17 protein-coding genes are annotated in these 16,457 nt (G+C 54.8%); 14 read left to right on the top strand and 3 right to left on the bottom strand.

Annotated elements, in window-relative coordinates; genetic code table 11:
* Nucleotides 1-10 precede the first annotated feature (10 nt).
* The 8 genes from phnL (at nucleotide 11) to phnE (RIN69_RS14395) (ending at nucleotide 6,797) form a co-directional block, all read left to right on the top strand.
* Entirely contained in the window at nucleotides 11-724 is a 714-nt protein-coding gene (gene phnL, locus RIN69_RS14430) for a phosphonate C-P lyase system protein PhnL (protein WP_313852624.1), read from the top strand.
* Nucleotides 711-1,847, top strand: a complete 1,137-nt coding sequence (gene phnM / locus RIN69_RS14425) for an alpha-D-ribose 1-methylphosphonate 5-triphosphate diphosphatase (RefSeq protein WP_313852622.1) — start codon at nucleotides 711-713, stop codon at nucleotides 1,845-1,847. The genes phnL and phnM overlap by 14 nt, the downstream gene beginning before the upstream one ends.
* Nucleotides 1,847-2,386 carry a ribose 1,5-bisphosphokinase gene (phnN, locus tag RIN69_RS14420; protein ID WP_313852620.1) on the top strand — a complete coding sequence of 180 codons (540 nt, stop codon included), beginning with the start codon at nucleotides 1,847-1,849 and terminating at the stop codon, nucleotides 2,384-2,386. Before phnM ends, phnN begins: the two co-directional genes overlap by 1 nt.
* Nucleotides 2,377-3,120: a phosphonate metabolism protein PhnP gene (phnP, locus tag RIN69_RS14415; RefSeq protein WP_313852619.1), complete on the top strand. Its 744-nt coding sequence runs from the start codon at nucleotides 2,377-2,379 to the stop codon at nucleotides 3,118-3,120. The genes phnN and phnP overlap by 10 nt, the downstream gene beginning before the upstream one ends.
* Before the next feature lie 102 nt (nucleotides 3,121-3,222).
* On the top strand, nucleotides 3,223-4,053 hold the full coding sequence (gene phnC / locus RIN69_RS14410) for a phosphonate ABC transporter ATP-binding protein (RefSeq protein WP_313852618.1): 831 nt from the start codon (nucleotides 3,223-3,225) through the stop codon (nucleotides 4,051-4,053).
* 38 nt (nucleotides 4,054-4,091) lie between these two features.
* Nucleotides 4,092-5,000, top strand: coding sequence for a phosphonate ABC transporter substrate-binding protein (gene phnD, locus RIN69_RS14405; protein ID WP_390902545.1), 909 nt, complete (start codon nucleotides 4,092-4,094; stop codon nucleotides 4,998-5,000).
* Between the two features lie 55 nt (nucleotides 5,001-5,055).
* Nucleotides 5,056-5,922 (top strand): phosphonate ABC transporter, permease protein PhnE, encoded by an 867-nt coding sequence (gene phnE / locus RIN69_RS14400; protein WP_313852616.1) that lies wholly within the window; start codon nucleotides 5,056-5,058, stop codon nucleotides 5,920-5,922.
* Nucleotides 5,919-6,797, top strand: coding sequence for a phosphonate ABC transporter, permease protein PhnE (gene phnE, locus RIN69_RS14395; RefSeq protein WP_313852615.1), 879 nt, complete (start codon nucleotides 5,919-5,921; stop codon nucleotides 6,795-6,797). The genes phnE (RIN69_RS14400) and phnE (RIN69_RS14395) overlap by 4 nt, the downstream gene beginning before the upstream one ends.
* 37 nt (nucleotides 6,798-6,834) lie before the next feature.
* On the opposite strand, the gene RIN69_RS14390 is transcribed toward phnE (RIN69_RS14395), so the two are convergent.
* Entirely contained in the window at nucleotides 6,835-8,427 is a 1,593-nt protein-coding gene (locus tag RIN69_RS14390; RefSeq protein ID WP_313852614.1) for a PGAP1-like alpha/beta domain-containing protein, read from the bottom strand.
* A 394-nt stretch (nucleotides 8,428-8,821) separates the two neighbouring features.
* Here RIN69_RS14390 and RIN69_RS14385 point away from each other — a divergent pair, with 394 nt between their 5' ends.
* The gene (locus tag RIN69_RS14385; RefSeq protein WP_313852613.1) at nucleotides 8,822-9,106 is read left to right on the top strand and encodes a damage-inducible protein J; all 285 of its coding nucleotides are present in this window, start codon (nucleotides 8,822-8,824) and stop codon (nucleotides 9,104-9,106) included.
* Complete coding sequence (locus RIN69_RS14380; protein ID WP_313852612.1) at nucleotides 9,103-9,405, top strand: type II toxin-antitoxin system RelE/ParE family toxin; 303 nt, start codon at nucleotides 9,103-9,105, stop codon at nucleotides 9,403-9,405. The genes RIN69_RS14385 and RIN69_RS14380 overlap by 4 nt, the downstream gene beginning before the upstream one ends.
* A 15-nt stretch (nucleotides 9,406-9,420) precedes the next feature.
* Here RIN69_RS14380 and RIN69_RS14375 read toward each other — a convergent pair whose 3' ends face one another.
* Nucleotides 9,421-10,851, bottom strand: coding sequence for an EmmdR/YeeO family multidrug/toxin efflux MATE transporter (locus RIN69_RS14375; protein WP_313852611.1), 1,431 nt, complete (start codon nucleotides 10,849-10,851; stop codon nucleotides 9,421-9,423).
* 215 nt (nucleotides 10,852-11,066) lie between these two features.
* On the opposite strand from RIN69_RS14375, the gene fepB reads away from it, so the two are divergent.
* The 4 genes from fepB to RIN69_RS14355 are packed head-to-tail and all read left to right on the top strand — an operon-like array spanning nucleotide 11,067 to nucleotide 14,919.
* Nucleotides 11,067-12,074: a Fe2+-enterobactin ABC transporter substrate-binding protein gene (gene fepB / locus RIN69_RS14370; protein ID WP_313852610.1), complete on the top strand. Its 1,008-nt coding sequence runs from the start codon at nucleotides 11,067-11,069 to the stop codon at nucleotides 12,072-12,074.
* A complete protein-coding gene (gene fepD / locus RIN69_RS14365) occupies nucleotides 12,061-13,056 on the top strand; it encodes a Fe(3+)-siderophore ABC transporter permease (protein WP_313852609.1) in 996 nt (331 codons plus the stop codon). The genes fepB and fepD overlap by 14 nt, the downstream gene beginning before the upstream one ends.
* Nucleotides 13,057-13,066: 10 nt before the next feature.
* On the top strand, nucleotides 13,067-14,101 hold the full coding sequence (fepG, locus tag RIN69_RS14360; RefSeq protein ID WP_390902382.1) for an iron-enterobactin ABC transporter permease: 1,035 nt from the start codon (nucleotides 13,067-13,069) through the stop codon (nucleotides 14,099-14,101).
* A 2-nt stretch (nucleotides 14,102-14,103) separates the two neighbouring features.
* On the top strand, nucleotides 14,104-14,919 hold the full coding sequence (locus tag RIN69_RS14355) for an ABC transporter ATP-binding protein (protein WP_313852608.1): 816 nt from the start codon (nucleotides 14,104-14,106) through the stop codon (nucleotides 14,917-14,919).
* Between the two features lie 21 nt (nucleotides 14,920-14,940).
* Here the strand turns inward: RIN69_RS14355 and fes are convergent, their stop codons facing one another.
* Nucleotides 14,941-16,269, bottom strand: a complete 1,329-nt coding sequence (fes, locus tag RIN69_RS14350) for an enterochelin esterase (RefSeq protein WP_313852607.1) — start codon at nucleotides 16,267-16,269, stop codon at nucleotides 14,941-14,943.
* Nucleotides 16,270-16,457: the final 188 nt, after the last annotated feature.

The following is a 16,457-nucleotide window of genomic DNA, read 5'->3' as shown; positions in this document are numbered from 1 at the left end:
GGAATAAACTATGCACACCCAACTTCGCGTCGAAAATCTTTGCAAAACCTTTGTGTTACATAATCAGCACGGTACGGTGCTGCCGGTATTACGTGATGCCAGTTTCAGTGTTAACGCCGGTGAATGCGTGGTACTGGATGGTCACTCCGGCAGTGGAAAATCGACGTTATTGCGCTCGCTATACGCTAACTATCAGCCGGAAAGTGGCCATATTTGGTTGCGCCATCAACAGCAGTGGATCGATCTGGTCACGGCACCCGCGCGTCAAATTCTGGCGGTACGCCGCGAAACTATTGGCTGGGTCAGCCAGTTTTTACGCGTGATCCCACGTATCTCGACTCTTGAAGTAGTGATGCAGCCTTTACTGGAGCGCGGCGTTGAGCGGGCGATTTGTGAGGCGCGTGCGCGCCACCTGCTGACGCGGCTTAATGTGCCGGAGCGTTTATGGACGCTGGCTCCGTCGACCTTCTCCGGCGGCGAGCAGCAGCGGGTGAATATCGCACGCGGGTTTATCGCTGATTATCCGATTTTACTGCTCGATGAACCGACCGCTTCACTCGACAGTAATAACAGTGCGGCGGTGGTAAAGCTGATTGAGGAAGCGCGCGATCGCGGTGCGGCGATTGTCGGTATTTTTCATGATAAAGCCGTCCGCGATCGGGTTGCCGATCGTCTGTATATGATGTTACCGCCAGCGAGAGAGCACGCGCATGATCATCAATAATGTCCGGCTGGTGCTGGAAAAGCAGGTGGTTCAAGGCTCGCTGGAGATGCGTGACGGTGTGATCCGCAGCTACAGCGATACGGTCAGTCAGTTACCGTCGGCGCTCGACGGTGAACAGGGCTGGTTACTGCCGGGGCTGGTGGAGCTGCATACGGATAATCTTGATAAATTCTTTACTCCCCGGCCAAAAGTCGACTGGCCAGCGCATTCAGCAATGAGCAGTCACGATGCGTTAATGGTCGCCAGCGGTATTACCACGGTACTGGATGCGATTGGCGTGGGCGATGTACGCGATGGCGGGCATCGGCTCGATAATCTTAGCAAGATGATCAATGCGATTACTCACAGCCAGCAACAGGGGCTGAATCGCGCCGAGCATCGTCTGCATTTGCGCTGCGAACTCCCCCATGACAGCACGCTGCAACTGTTTGAGCAGTTAATGCATACGCCGGGCTTATCACTGGTCTCGCTGATGGATCACTCACCTGGGCAGCGCCAGTTCGTTTCGCTGGAGAAATATCGCGAATATTATCAGGGTAAATATCAGCTCGGACAGGCAGAGATGGCAGCCTGGGAGCAGCAGCAGATCGCATTGGCGCAGCGCTGGTCGCAGCCTAATCGCGCGGCGATTGCCGCTCACTGCCGCCAGCAGGGGATTGCGCTGGCCAGCCATGACGACGCGACTGCAGCACACGTCGATGAATCACAGGCTATCGGCAGCGTGATTGCCGAATTTCCTACCACTGAAGCCGCCGCCCGCCGTTCGCGTGAGCAGGGCTTAAAGATTCTGATGGGTGCACCGAATATTGTGCGTGGCGGTTCGCACTCCGGCAATGTTGCCGCCCATCAGCTGGCGCAGGCCGGGCTGCTGGATATTCTGTCTTCTGACTACTATCCCGCCAGTTTGCTGGATGCCACTTTCCGTCTGGCGCAGGATGACGGCAATCCTTACGATCTGTCGCGTGCGGTAGCGCTGGTGACGGCGAATCCGGCAAACGCTCTCGGCTTACAGGATCGCGGGATCATTGCCGAGGGAAAGCGGGCCGACCTGGTGCTGGCACACAGCATTCACGGCCATGCTCATATTCGTCACGTCTGGGCACAGGGCAGGAGAGTGTACTGATGGCGCGGCTGATCTGGTTAATGGGCGCATCCGGTTCCGGCAAAGACAGTCTGTTAAATGCACTGCGCGAGCAGCCACCGGAAAAGGTATTGGTGGCTCACCGGTACATTACCCGGCCCGCTGATGCCGGTGGTGAAAATCATATTGCCCTGAGCGAGGCAGAGTTTTTGCGGCGGCGGGCAAAAGGATTGTTCGCCATCGACTGGCAAGCGCATCAACAGCGCTATGCGCTGGGGATTGAGATCGATCTCTGGCTGGCTCAGGGAATTGAGGTGGTGGTTAACGGCTCGCGTCAGCATCTGCTGGCTGCCCGGCAGCGCTACGCTGAGCAGCTGTTTCCAGTCTGTTTGCAGGTTTCTGCGCCGGTGCTGGCCGGGCGTTTACGCCAGCGCGGGCGCGAGAGCGAGCAGCAGATCGCACAACGACTATTGCGCGCGCAGCTGCCACCATCTGAGTGTTGCAGCCTGAGCAATAACGGTGCGCTGTCCGATACCTTGCGCCGGTTCCGCGCCTTGCTGGAGGGGGAAGCATGCAGCTGACCTTTTTAGGCACCGGCGGCGCGCAGCAGGTGCCGGTATTTGGTTGTCAGTGTGAGATCTGCCAGCGCGCCAGGCAGCAACCGCAGTATCGCCGCGCCCCTTGTAGCGCGATGATTCGCAGCGGCGAAGAAACCACTCTGCTTGATGCCGGTAGCGATCTTTACCAGCGATTTGGCGCGGGCGATATCCGCCGTATTTTGCTGACTCATTACCATATGGACCATGTGCAGGGATTGTTTCCACTGCGCTGGGGCGTCGGTGCGCCAATTCCGGTGTATGGCCCGCCGGATGAGTTGGGCTGCGACGACCTGTTTAAACATCCCGGTATTTTACAGTTTCAGTCACCGCTGACGGCGTTCAAAACCGTCAGTTTTGGTGCGCTGAGTGTCACGCCATTGCCGTTAATTCACTCAAAAATCACCTTGGGTTATTTGCTGCAAGACCAGCAAACGACCATGGCCTGGCTGTGCGATACCATTGATATTCCGCCGGAAACTGATGCTTTTCTCCGACGACAAACCCTCGATCATTTGATACTGGATTGCAGTTATCCCCCGTGCGATGCACCGCAAAATCACAACGATCTGCAACTGGCGTTAAAGCTGCATCATCAGCTAAAGCCCCGGCAAAGCTGGCTGACACATCTCAGTCATCAGGTTGATAGCTGGCTGCAACATCATCCGTTACCTGCCGGAGTAGCCGCGGCGTATGACGGACTGGTTCTGGGCGGCTGAAACCGCCATCGCGTCATGGTTTTATCATCCCACTGTCATCAGAGATTCATGGCCGATAACGTTAATAAGCGTGCAACTCACCGAACGGCAACGGATAAACATATGGCACAGGCACGATTAAGATCCGCACCCGAACCTGAAGTTAAACTGCAGGCAGTGCGGCAGCAAAAGGTTCTGGCGGTACGCGGATTAAGCAAGTCTTACTCGGCACAGCAGCGGGTACTGGATAACATTAATTTCGACCTGCACGCCGGAGAACTGGTGGCGGTGATTGGTCGTTCAGGTGCTGGAAAATCTACGCTGCTGCATGTGCTGAATGGCACGCTGCCTGCCAGCGAAGGGCAGATTATAAATTACCGTGATGACCAGCAGCAGGATATTGCCAGGTTGAGCAGCCGCCAGATGCGCCAGTGGCGCGCGGAATGTGGCATGATTTTTCAGGATTTCTGTCTGGTGCCGCGCCTTGATGTGCTGACTAACGTGCTGCTGGGACGTCTCAGCCAGATCTCAACGCTAAAATCCTTCTTCAAAATTTTTCCCGACGAAGACCGTGCGCGCGCTATCGCCCTGTTGCAGTGGCTGAATATGCTGCCGCAGGCGCTACAGCGTGCTGAAAATCTCTCAGGCGGTCAGATGCAGCGCGTGGCCATCTGCCGCGCACTGATGCAAAACCCAAAAATCTTACTCGCCGATGAGCCTGTAGCCTCGCTCGATCCGAAAAATACCCGGCGCATTATGGATGTGCTGCGCCAGGTGAGTGATAACGGCATCAGCGTGATGGTCAATCTGCACTCTGTCGAGCTGGTAACCGAGTATTGCACGCGGGCAATCGGCATTGCACAGGGCCGCATCGTATTTGACGGTCATCCTTCGCAGCTTAACGAATCCCTTCTCCATACGCTGTATGGCGATGAAATAAGTCAACTTAACTAAGGGCGACAGCAGCAATGAAAAAAACGCTTAACGTGGCGATGATTCTGACCGGCGCAGCAATAACTTTTGGCGCGGTCGCAGCCGGGACACCAAAGGAATTAAATCTCGGTATTTTGGGCGGTCAGAACGCCACCCAACAAATCGGTGACAATCAGTGTGTGAAACAGTTTTTTGATCAAGAGCTGGGTGTTGATACTAAGCTGCGTAACTCGTCAGATTACTCTGGGGTAATCCAGGGGCTGCTGGGCGGTAAAATTGACCTGGTGTTAAGCATGTCGCCGTCCTCCTACGCTTCGGTGTATATCAAAGATCCGCAGGCGGTAGATGTGGTGGGTATCGCGGTAGATGATACCGATAAATCACGCGGCTACCACTCGCTGATGGTGGTAAAAGCGGACAGTCCCTACCAGAAACTGGAAGACCTGAAAGGGAAAGCGATTGGATTTGCTGACCCGGATTCCACCTCCGGCTTCCTGATTCCCAATCAGGCTTTTAAGCAGCAGTTTGGCGGCAACGTTGATAACAAATACAACAACACCTTTGCCAGCATTACTTTCTCCGGTGGCCACGAGCAGGATGTGCTTGGCGTGCTGAATGGCCAGTTTGCTGGCGCAGTCACCTGGGCATCAATGATCGGTGACCACAACAGCGGTTACACGTCGGGTGCTTTCACCCGCATGATCCGCATGGACCATCCGGATCTGATGAAGCAGATTCGTATCATCTGGCAATCGCCGTTAATCCCCAATGGCCCGATTCTGGTCAGCAATAAACTCCCGCCAGAGTTTAAGCAGAAAGTGGTAGCGGCAATTAAAAAGCTGGATAGCGATAACCACAGCTGCTTTATCAAAGCGATGGGCGGCCAGCAGCATATCGGCCCGGCCAGCGTGAAGGATTACCAGCAGATCATCGATATGAAGCGTGAACTGACCAAGGGCGACCGCTAAATCCAGTGGCCTGCGGCAGCAGGCCACTAAGTAGAAAGGGTGCTGGTACAAAGTGATGAATAACGATTTCGAACGCTATTATCAGCAGATAAAAGGGCGACAAAAACGCGATACGCTGCTGTGGTCGCTGCTACTGGTGGCGCTGTATCTGGCGGCGGGTCAAGTTGCTGAATTCAATCTGCATACCGTCTGGATTTCACTGCCGCATTTCTTTGATTATCTGCTGGAAACGGTGCCGGTGCTGCACTGGTCGCTGCTGTTTGCTGATGGGCGCACCGAGGGTTCACTGGCTTACTGGGGGTATCGTTTGCCTATTCAGCTACCGCTGATTTGGGAAACGCTGCAACTGGCGCTGGCGGCGACGCTGCTGTCGGTGATGGTGGCGACGCTGCTGGCCTTTTTCGCCGCCGGTAATACCCAAAGCCCACCGGCGCTGCGGCTGGCGATTCGTACCGTGGTTGCCTTTCTGCGCACCATGCCGGAGCTGGCGTGGGCAGTGATGTTTGTTATGGCCTTTGGCATTGGCGCTATTCCGGGGTTTCTGGCGCTGGCGCTGCACTCCATCGGTAGCCTGACCAAGCTGTTTTACGAAGCGATAGAAACCGCCTCGGATAAGCCAGTACGCGGGCTGGCGGCCAGTGGCGCGAGTAAACTGCAACGAATGCGCTTTGCCTACTGGCCGCAGGTGAAGCCGATTTTCCTCTCTTACAGCTTTATGCGCATGGAGGTGAATTTCCGTCAGTCGACCATTTTAGGTCTGGTTGGCGCAGGCGGTATCGGCCAGGAATTGATGACTAATATTAAGCTCGATCGTTACGACCAGGTCAGCATCACGCTGCTGCTGATTATCATCGTGGTGTCGTTGCTGGATACTTTTTCCGGCCGGTTACGCCGCTGGGTTGTCGAGGGCAAAGCAGCATGATCATCCTGCAAAATGCGTTAACTGCGCAACAAATTAAGCAGCAGCATCCGGCGTTATTCAGTATTCAGCGCCGCTATCTGCAGCGCCTGCTGCTGCTGGCTGTCGCGGTACTGTTGTTTTATCTGTTTTTCTTTCAGATGTTCGGTATCCCCTGGACGCAGTGGGTTAACGGCTGCCAGCAAATAGGCCGCTACTTTCTGCGCATGTTTGTCTGGCATAATTTTGCCAGTTGGCCTTTCGCTTACTACTTCTCTCAAATAGGCATTACGCTGGCAATCGTATTTGCCGGTACCCTAACCGCCACTTTACTGGCGCTGCCGCTCTCCTTTTTAGCCGCGCGCAACGTGATGAGCAGCCGTGGATTGCGCCCGATAGCGCTGGCGATGCGGCGTTTACTGGATATTTTGCGCGGCATTGATATGGCGATTTGGGGGCTAATCTTTGTGCGTGCGGTGGGGATGGGGCCGCTGGCTGGCGTGCTGGCAATAGTGATGCAGGATATTGGCCTGCTGGGCAAACTCTACGCGGAAGGTCATGAAACGGTAGAGCGTTCGCCGGGGCGTGGGCTGAATGCGGTAGGGGCCAACAGTTTACAAAAACATCGCTATGGCATCTTTACTCAGTCTTTTCCCACTTTACTGGCACTCAGCCTGTATCAGATTGAGTCCAATACCCGTTCGGCGGCAGTATTAGGCTTTGTCGGTGCCGGAGGGATCGGCCTGGTCTATGCGGAAAATATGCGCTTATGGAACTGGGATGTGGTGATGTTTATCACCCTGATTTTGGTGGTTATTGTAATGATTATGGATGCGGTTTCAGCCCGCCTGCGCCGTCGCTATATTACCGGTAAAGCGGTGCCGCTGTATCAGCCTTAACTGACCGCGGCTGGCGACTCGCCAGCCGCTTAGCCGCTTACGACCAGGGGCGGACTGTCATACGTATTGCGCCGCGAATACCCGGTTTAGCACTATTTTCAAACGGCAGGCACAGCTCGTGACGATCCTCAGCTGAGTGAAAACGCAAAGTCTGCTGATACTGCGTTGGATTCTCTGACCAGCCAAAATTTACCGTCCAGTCGCCGTTGCCATCCGGTTGCGCGGGTGGCGTAAGGGTAATGATTGCCATATTACGAAACAGATCGGCGCCTTCGTGATGACCGTCTGACCAGAAATTGCGCTCAATTTTGTAATCGGGCACTTTGGCCGAGAAGGTCATTGAATAGCAAAGTTCGCTGGCAAGCGGGTCAGCCTTGCCGCGTTTTGATAAGAACAGGCTGGAGAGATAAATCTGCCGGTCGGTTGGGTCCGGTGAGGTTAACTGTGCATGTGTGCGGCAGGCCGGAGAGTCTTCTACCGAAGCACGACGAGTGAGAAACCAGCGCTTCCCTCTGGGGGCGGCGCGAAACTCAAACTGATACAGTCCGGAGACTTTTGCCGCCTGTGGCTCGATTTCAGTCGGTAACGTCACCGAGGCAATATCAGCCCAGACATCAACCCGCACATCACCGAACAGAAAACGCACCAGGTTCTGGTAGGCCTCTTCAGAATTCACAATGCCGAAATAGCCGGAGTGCGAACGAAAGGCATAGGCCGTTGCCACCTGAACTGTACTGCCATCATTGTTAACGCCCCACAGTGAGGCATTATCAATTAATACCAGCCCGTCGCTGCCGTGGCCGACAAAGTTGCGCAGCATACCTTGCAACGGCTCGTAATCGCTGCGATTCGTGCCGACCATACAAAAAATCCGCTCGGCAGGCAGTGCGGACTCGGGAATCAGATCGACGCGCTGATCAAAACGCGGTGAGAGTGTTTGCAGATTGAGGTACTGCCTCATTTTGGCGCGATTAAAGGTGTCCGCCTGGCCCGCGGTTAACCAGCCGGGAACATTCATCCCAAGAATATCAATGCCGTTATGCGGCGTGGCGTAGGTAAACAGTTTGGCGACGGCTTGCTGCGCCAGTTGAAAATCCTGCTCGGTACTTTGCAGAAAAGCCCGTGCTACCAGCCCGCCCATTGAGTGAGCCACCAGATAGCAGCGGAAATCACTGTCCTGCATTAATGAACTGTCTGCGCACGGATATTGCAGCACCAGCTGTTTAACTCTGAGAATTAAGGCATTCAGGCCGGCGGCATATTCACTAATCGAACGCGATTCACCGTTGCCAAAAAATGTTGAACCATCATCATAATAGCGATAAATAATAATTGAAGCGGGCGGTATTCCCGGAATGATATTACCCTCTCCATCACTTTTACCTTTCCAGTCAGCATCAACAATATCATCACCATTGTGATAAACCGGTTGATACTGATATTCAGTGGTCAGCCTGACCAGCGGTGATTCAAAAAAGAATTTATCCGCGCGCTGCTGTTTACTTTCCGTTGCGCGAAACAGGGTGGAACCATAATTAAAGCCACAGAACGGATCGGCAACGCTTTTATTTCTCTCTGCTTCGCTCATGGTAAAACCACGAATATAAATAATCGGATAACGATGAGTCATTTGCATTTCCTTATGGCAAGTGATTAATCATGTTTATTATAAATGCATAAATAGGTGAATAATGAACGGTTAACTGAAACTGACAGACATGCGGGAAACGTCCGAACAATGCGGATTGTTTCTAATTAAATACAGATTCAGACGTTAATAAAACTCGCTGAGGCTGTCAATCAGCCAATATCGCTATATCGATCTGACTGTTTTTGATTGTCGGTTGGTTAATATTAACTGCAATAATTAATAAATCGATACTGATCTGCGCGACGACGCAGGTTTTTTTCGGCATTTGCCGCAATTTTGACATCGATTGATTTTACAGCACAGAGAATGATGACAGTATTGGGCGGGACTGGCATACTGACTACACAAATGACAACACGTTGGAGACACCAGCATGCCAAATATCCATTTTCGTATTGATGAGGCCACCAAGCGTCTGGCGATGCAGGCGGCAGAACGTAAAAACACCGACCTGACTAAACTGGTTCGCCAGCGGGTTGAGCAACTGGCAGCTGAAGAACAGGAGATGCAAAGCATGGAGCAGGATCGCTGGCTGGAAAACGCGATTGCAGAAGCGTTTGATTATCATGATAAGCATGCCACTCACTTTATCAGTGATGACGAAATGAAGACGCGCATGGAAGCGCTGAAAGCGAAGGCGCTAAAAGGAGACCTATGACGCAGCTTCGTTGGGAAAGCAGAGCATCAATCGACAGGGAAGATATTTTCATCTGGCTTTCGAGGCATGCTGGTTGTCAGGTTGCCATCGCGGCTGATGACAAGCTGTCCCGCATGGCGGCAATACTCATTGATAATCCGCAGGCAGGGGGAGTGGCCGGCAAAGCGCAGAATCAGCGTAAACTGGTCGTCCCTCACTTTCCGTTTATCCTGGTTTATCTTCTCGTCAGTGATGAGGTGCGTATTCTGCGCGTTTTACATACCTCCAGACGACTGACGTCACGCTGGCTGGCACGCTAATTTCGCCGCAAGACATTACTTTTGCGCCGGAATTTTGCGGTACTTCCCTAGCCAGCGGCCACTGACCATACGCCACCAGAAAAACAGCCCGCGTACAATCCAGTCGAGGAACATTCCGAGCCAGATGCCCACTACGCCGAAGCCAAGCACAATCCCCAGCGTATAACCACAGACGATTCTGCATCCCCACATACTGAGAATCGACACCCACATGGTAAAACGCGCGTCGCGTGCGCCCTTAAGCCCGGCAGGAAGCACCCAGGAGGCCGCCCAGAACGGCATAAAGGCGGCGTTAAGCCATACCAGCATTTTCACGACGTCGATAACATCGTCTTCATTGGTATAAAACGAGGCCAGCACGCCGGCCAGCGGCACCGAAAGCAGCGCCAGCATGCACAGGCCAACGGTGGATAACCAGAAAATAAATTTCAGCTGACGCTCCGACTGTCCGATTTGGTCTTTACCCAGTCGGGTACCGACAATAATCGTCGCGGCGGAACCCAGCGAGTTACCCGGCAAGTTAATCAGCGAGGCTATCGAGAAGGCGATAAAGTTACCGGCGATGACATTGGTGCCCATTCCGGCAACAAATATCTGGGTTAGCAGTTTACCGCCGTTAAACAGCACTGATTCAATGCTGGCCGGCAGGCCAATGCTCAATACTTCCCGCAGGATCGGTATATCCATACGGCGAAAGTAGCTGCGCAGCGTGATTTTTAGCGCCGGATTAAAACCGGTCATCAACACATAAATTACCGCCACCGCGCCGATATAGCGCGACAGCGTCAGGCCAATCCCGGCGCCGATAAATCCCAGCCCCGACCAGGAAAAACAGCCGTAGATCAGCACGCTACTGATCATAATATTCAGGATATTCATGCCACCATTGATCAGCATCGGCATTTTAGTATTGCCTGCTCCGCGCAGTGCGCCACAGCCAATCAGCGCGATAGCGGCAGCCGGATAACTCCAGACGGTAATGCGCAGGTAGGTCAGCGCCAGCTGTTTAACTTCAGGCGCGGCGGGGCCAGCAATAATATTGATAATCGACTGACCGGAGAATTCGATAACCAGCGCCAGCAGCACCGAAGCCAGCGTCATCAGCACTAAAGATTGTCGGGTGGCGGCGCGAGCGCGTTTGCGATTGCGTTTGCCGAGACTGAACGCGACCACCACTGTAGTGCCCAGATCAACCGCAGCAATAAACGCGATAATCACCATGCTGAAACTTTCGGCCAGTCCGACAGCGGCCATCGCTTCCTTACCTAGCCGGCTGACCAGAAAGGTACTGAGTACACCCATTAGCAATACGCAGAGATTTTCAAAAAAGATCGGTACCGCCAGCGGGATAATCTCACGCTTTAACAGAACTCGATAAGAGTGCCGTTTCGGATACCATGCCGTGCGTTGAACCGCGTGCAGCAATATTTTGGGCAGCTTGAGCAAGTGAGTACCAGCGAGATAAGAGAATTCAGGGTGAGTGATTTAAGGATGGTTAAGGAGAGAGTAATTATCAATCTATTTATCAGTCAGAGCACGAAAAGTCCGCTTAGTTCGCTTGCATAACTTCCGGTCAGACCGCTGAGGGCGGTAAACACGTTTCCATTGAGGCTGATTATCGGTATGATAATGATACGCATTTACATAAATTTTGCTAATAAATGAAAACGTCGTTATCCAGAATCTCGCGGTGGTTAGCCTTGCCGTTGCTGTTTACTTTGTCTGGCTGTGATTTCAGCCAGACGGATTCCTCGCCATCTGTGACGTCAGACGCCGCGCAAAGCGACTGGCCGCGCATGCTGGATACTGCCAGAGGGCCGGTGACGCTGGAGCATCCGCCGCAGCGCATTGTCTCAACCAGCGTGACGCTGACCGGTACGCTGCTGGCAATTGATGCGCCAGTTATCGCTTCCGGTGCTACCAGCCGTAACAGCACGGTGTCTGATGAGCAGGGTTTTTTCACCCAGTGGAGTGAGGAAGCCAGAGCGCGTCATCTGAAATCTCTCTATATCACCGAACCCAACGCGGAAGCGGTGGCTGCTGAAGAGCCGGATCTCATCGTGATTGCCGCTACCGGCGGTGACTCGGCGCTGAAACTCTACGATCAGCTCTCAACTATTGCCCCGACGCTGGTGATTGATTACGGCGATAAAAGCTGGCAACAGCTGGCGCAGCTACTGGGGAAGGGCACCGGTCATGAAGCTGAGGCCCAGCGCCGGATTGACGGCTTCACTCAGCGGGTTGCGGCAATAAAACAGGCTATTATTCTGCCGCCGCAGCCGGTGTCGGCACTGGTTTACTACCAGGATGGCCGGGGCCTCAATCTGTGGACCGCTGCTTCTGCGCAGGGAAAATTATTAGCGCAGTTAGGCTTTACCCTTGCCACGCTGCCCGACACCGTCACTCCGCAAACCAGCATGGGAAAACGTAACGATATTATCCAGCTGTCCGGGGAAAATATGGCCAGTGGACTAAATGGCAACACGCTGTTGTTGTTCTCCGCTGACGACCACACGGTACAAGAAGTCAGCGCTAATCCATTCCTGCAGCATCTGGACGCGATACAGCAGCAACGGGTATACGCCATGGGGCCGGATACGTTTCGTCTCGATTATTACAGTGCCAGCAATATGTTAAACAGCATCGAGCGACATTTTGTCCACCCGTAACACGCGCCGTCAGCTGACGATTTTAGGCGGCCTGCTGCTGTTATTTATTGTCATTAGCTTGCTGAGCTTACTGGTGGGCGCGAAAACTATCGCGCCGCTGGATGTCTGGCACAGTCTGAGTGGCCAGCTGGACAATGCAAATAGCGTGATCGTAATGCAGTCGCGACTGCCACGGACTCTCGCCGGGATTTTGGCCGGTGTGGCGCTGGGCGGGGCCGGGGCGATAATACAGGCGCTAACCCGCAATCCGCTGGCCGACCCGGGAATTTTGGGAGTCAATGCCGGGGCCGGTTTTGCTATTGCGGTCGGCATCAGTCTGTTTGGTGTCAGCGGCATACTGGGATGGCTGAGCCTGGCGTGGAGCGGGGCGCTGATAGCCAGTGTTGCCGTCTGGCTGATTGGTTCTTTCGCTAGCGGGCGCGTTAATCCGGTGCGGCTGACCTTAGCCGGCGTCGCGCTCAGCGCGGTACTGGCCGGTATGACCTCCTCGCTGGCGCTGCTGAATCCGCAAACCTTCGATCAGATGCGTATCTGGCAAGCCGGAACGCTGGATATCCGTTCATTAAGCAATATGGCTTTTGTTGCTCCGGCAATAATCGGCGGCTGTCTGCTGGCGCTGCTGTCGGCGCGGGCGCACAACAGCCTGAGTATGGGCGAAGAGATGGCGGCGGCACTGGGTACGCAGGTGCTGCTGGTGCGCCTGCTGGCGGTACTGGCAGTGATGCTGATGTGTGGTTCTGCCACCGCGCTGGTCGGGCCGATTGGCTTTGTCGGCCTGATGGTGCCGCACGTGGCCCGTTGGTGGGTTGGTTCAGATCAACGCTGGGTGCTGGCTGCTTCACTGCTGATGGCGCCAATACTGCTGCTGCTGGCGGATATCGTCGGTCGTCTGCTGGTGCCGGGCGAGCTACGGGTATCGATAGTCACTGCCTTTATTGGCGCACCGGTGCTGATTTGGCTGGTGCGACAGCGTAAACATTAAGGAGAACCGGGTGCCAGCCAGAACACTGCAGTTGGGCAATGCCTGCGGCTTGATCAATACCAAAATGTCGTTACGCGTGCTGCTGATCAACGGCGTACTGTTAACGATGGCGTTACTGTTGGCGGGATTTGCGCTGTGCTACGGTAGCTTACATCTGTCGCCGCTACAGGTGTGGCAGGCGCTGCACGGGGAGGGCGCACGCGGTTTGGTGACCGTGGTGACTCAATGGCGCGCGCCGCGCATTGTGATGGCGCTGTTGCTGGGCGCAGGTCTGGGCGTGAGTGGAGCGATTTTTCAGTCGGTAATTCGTAATCCGCTCGGTAGCCCGGATGTGGTGGGCTTCAATACCGGCGCTTATACCGGTGCGCTGGTAACAATTATCCTGCTGAACGGCAGTGACTATCAAATTGCCAGCGGTGCACTGGTAGGCGGTATCGCGGCTGCCGCGCTGGTTTATCTGCTGGCGTGGCGCGACGGCATCGCTGGATTCCGTCTGATTATTGTTGGTCTCGGGGTCGCTGCGCTGCTGTCGGCGTTTAACACCTGGCTGATCGTTACCGGCTCGCTGGAGAGCGCCATGAATGCCGCGCTGTGGGGAGCGGGTTCGTTAAACGGCATGACCTGGGCAAAAGCGCAACCGGCGCTGATTTGCATTCCCGTTACGCTGCTGGCGGTGCTGATGATCGGTAAGCAGATGCAGCTGATGGAAATGGGCGATGACAGTGCGCGTGCACTGGGAGTGAATGTCGAAGCCAGCCGCCTGTGGCTAATGCTGTCTGGCATTATTCTGACCGCGGTAGCAACCGCCAGCACCGGGCCGATCTCCTTTATTGCACTGGCCGCGCCGCAAATTGCCCGTCGCCTGACGCGCGCCAGTTCGATACCGCTGTTTACCGCTGCTACTACTGGCGCACTGTTACTTTTGGCTGCCGACCTGACGGCACAACACAGCTTCGACGGCGTGCAGCTGCCGACAGGAGCGGTGACCGTCAGTATTGGTGGACTGTATCTGATTTGGTTGCTGATTCGTGAGGCCCGTCGCTAAATATGAAACCTTTGGCTAACAGCCGTTTGCAGGCCGCGCAACTGACGCTGGCGTATGAACAAAAAGTGATAGCCAGCGAGCTGAGTGTCACTATTCCCGATAATCAGTTTACGGTAATTATCGGCCCTAACGCCTGCGGCAAGTCGACGCTGTTGCGTGCGCTCTGTCGTCTGCTGAAGCCACGGGCAGGCCGGGTGCTGCTTGATGGCAAAGATATTCATCAGTTGGGGACCAAAGCGCTGGCGCGTCAGCTTGGTCTGCTGCCGCAACATGCCATCGTGCCGGAAGGGATTAGCGTGGCGGAGCTGGTGGCGCGCGGTCGTTATCCGCATCAGAGCCTGCTAAAGCAGTGGAGTGAAGCGGATCGGCAGGCGGTAAATATGGCAATGCGCGCCACCAGTGTGGAAAGGTTGGCGGAACGCAGCGTGGATGAGCTGTCAGGCGGCCAGCGGCAGCGGGCCTGGGTGGCGATGGTGCTGGCGCAGCAGACACCGCTGCTGTTACTGGATGAACCCACCACCTGGCTGGATATTGCTCATCAAATCGAGCTGCTGGATCTGTTTCGTGAGCTGAATCAGCAATCAGGCCAGACGCTGATTGCGGTACTGCACGATCTGAATCAGGCCTGCCGTTATGCTGACCACTTAATTGTGATGCACAGCGGCGAGATCGTCGCGCAGGGCAAACCGGCAGAGATCGTCAGCGCTGAACTGGTGGAGCGAGTGTTCGGCATGGCCTGCATCATCATCGACGATCCGGTCTCACATACGCCGCTGATTATTCCCTGCGGACGTTTTCACTGCCCTTCGCCCGTCTGACCGGGAGGTGGGGAAAGATGGCTACTTCGCCCGATCTTCGCTCAGCAACAGCTGGAGTCCATCCAGCAGGCCGCCGCGCCAGCAGAGTGAGTCATGACCGCCGATAAATTCGCGCTGTATAATACGATGTCCGGTGGCGCTTAATGCTTGCAGCATCTGCTGATTTACAAAGCCGATTGTCTCTTCGCGGTCGCCATACTCGAGGAAAATGGTCAGTGGGGCTTCTGCCACATAATTCTCTGCGACCTGTCCAATCAGCCAGCCAGGCTGGTAACTGCCGCGTTGCGCCGGTTGGGTGATAAATTTCACTTCCGGCCACCAGAACGATCCTGACTGGCTGAGCACCCGACCAAAGCGTTGCGGCCAGTGCAGACCCGCATACATCGCTGCCAGCCCGCCGTAGCTTTGACCGGCTACGACCGTGCGTTGTGGGTCATCGCTGAAATCCTCCCGCCGCCTGACCTCCGGCAGCAACTCCTGCTGGATTGCCTGCCAGAACTGTTGGTTACAGGGCAATTCCTGCTCACGGTGGTCCATATCAATCACATCGATAAATACCCAGCAGGCCGCGGGCAGCAGGCCTGCGGCAGTCTGCTGTTCCAGCACCGAAAACAGCGGGATATTTTGTGCCCAGTTTTGCCCGTCGAGCAAAATTACCAGCGGTCGCGTAGCAGGCTGTGAGGTATCACCGCTGGTATACAACCAGATGCGGCGCTGATTATCGAGCAGCGTGCTTAGCCAGTTAAATTGCTGCAGGCGATCGGAATCGATCGGTGCTTCACGATTGTGATCCCACGCCAGCCAGCCGCTTTGTCGCGGAGCGTCGGGCATATGTGCGGCAGAGAGCGGCTGGCGACGGCTGTTAAAATGATTGCGCAGCGGATTAAGCGGGTCGGCAATCGCCAGTGGAAACAAGGATATCCACCATTCGCGCTGCTGTTGGCTGGCGATACTATCGTCGCGGCTGAAAACAGGCGGCAGTTGGCTGGTAACGATCGGTATCAGGCTGTAACTGCCGCGCCAGCGCGCATCAACCGTGGCTGATCCGTGCCAGATGTCGGTTCCGGCCAGCCGTTGTAAGCTTTGCGGCTCGCGACTGTGATGGTCGGTTATGCCATTGATATCAATATAGACCCGTACGATGGCGGAGTGCTGTTCTGTTCCGGCTGGATCGCGCCAGAAATAGTTCATTTTTACTTGATTGTTACCTGCCGGTTCAATTAGCGGTGTGCCCAGTTGCGATAATTTTTGCCACCACTGCGGCTGGCCGGCATCCGCCGCAGTTAAAAAGCCCGCGGCTGTGCCCTCGGGCTGCTGCCCGGCCAGTGATTTTTTCGGATTAATACTCACCTTTTCCTCCGTTATCGTGCGTCAAAAAACCTGACAAGTCGTTGATAACCTCTATCTTAAGAACTACTAATGCAAATGTCATTGAGAATTATTTTCATTTGCAATAGCATCGGCGCCGACCTCAACTGAGCGGATATTTTCCCTCTATGGCAAGGGGTTATCAATAAAACTGGGTATTTTCATCAGGC

The sequence above is a fragment of the Winslowiella toletana genome (genome assembly GCF_032164335.1).
GTDB lineage: Bacteria > Pseudomonadota > Gammaproteobacteria > Enterobacterales > Enterobacteriaceae > Erwinia > Erwinia toletana_A.
The sequence above is the reverse complement of the archived record's forward strand: the minus strand, read 5'-3'. Positions and strand labels throughout refer to the sequence as shown.

What these genes read in the sequence shown, in the direction of transcription:
- phnL (WP_313852624.1), top strand. Translation starts at nt 11, where the DNA reads ATGCACACCCAACTTCGCGTCGAAAATCTTTGCAAAACCTTTGTGTTA.
- phnM (WP_313852622.1), top strand. Translation starts at nt 711, where the DNA reads ATGATCATCAATAATGTCCGGCTGGTGCTGGAAAAGCAGGTGGTTCAA.
- phnN (WP_313852620.1), top strand. Translation starts at nt 1,847, where the DNA reads ATGGCGCGGCTGATCTGGTTAATGGGCGCATCCGGTTCCGGCAAAGAC.
- phnP (WP_313852619.1), top strand. Translation starts at nt 2,377, where the DNA reads ATGCAGCTGACCTTTTTAGGCACCGGCGGCGCGCAGCAGGTGCCGGTA.
- phnC (WP_313852618.1), top strand. Translation starts at nt 3,223, where the DNA reads ATGGCACAGGCACGATTAAGATCCGCACCCGAACCTGAAGTTAAACTG.
- phnD (WP_390902545.1), top strand. Translation starts at nt 4,092, where the DNA reads ATGATTCTGACCGGCGCAGCAATAACTTTTGGCGCGGTCGCAGCCGGG.
- phnE (WP_313852616.1), top strand. Translation starts at nt 5,056, where the DNA reads ATGAATAACGATTTCGAACGCTATTATCAGCAGATAAAAGGGCGACAA.
- phnE (WP_313852615.1), top strand. Translation starts at nt 5,919, where the DNA reads ATGATCATCCTGCAAAATGCGTTAACTGCGCAACAAATTAAGCAGCAG.
- RIN69_RS14390 (WP_313852614.1), bottom strand. Translation starts at nt 8,427, where the DNA reads ATGACTCATCGTTATCCGATTATTTATATTCGTGGTTTTACCATGAGC.
- RIN69_RS14385 (WP_313852613.1), top strand. Translation starts at nt 8,822, where the DNA reads ATGCCAAATATCCATTTTCGTATTGATGAGGCCACCAAGCGTCTGGCG.
- RIN69_RS14380 (WP_313852612.1), top strand. Translation starts at nt 9,103, where the DNA reads ATGACGCAGCTTCGTTGGGAAAGCAGAGCATCAATCGACAGGGAAGAT.
- fepB (WP_313852610.1), top strand. Translation starts at nt 11,067, where the DNA reads ATGAAAACGTCGTTATCCAGAATCTCGCGGTGGTTAGCCTTGCCGTTG.
- RIN69_RS14355 (WP_313852608.1), top strand. Translation starts at nt 14,104, where the DNA reads ATGAAACCTTTGGCTAACAGCCGTTTGCAGGCCGCGCAACTGACGCTG.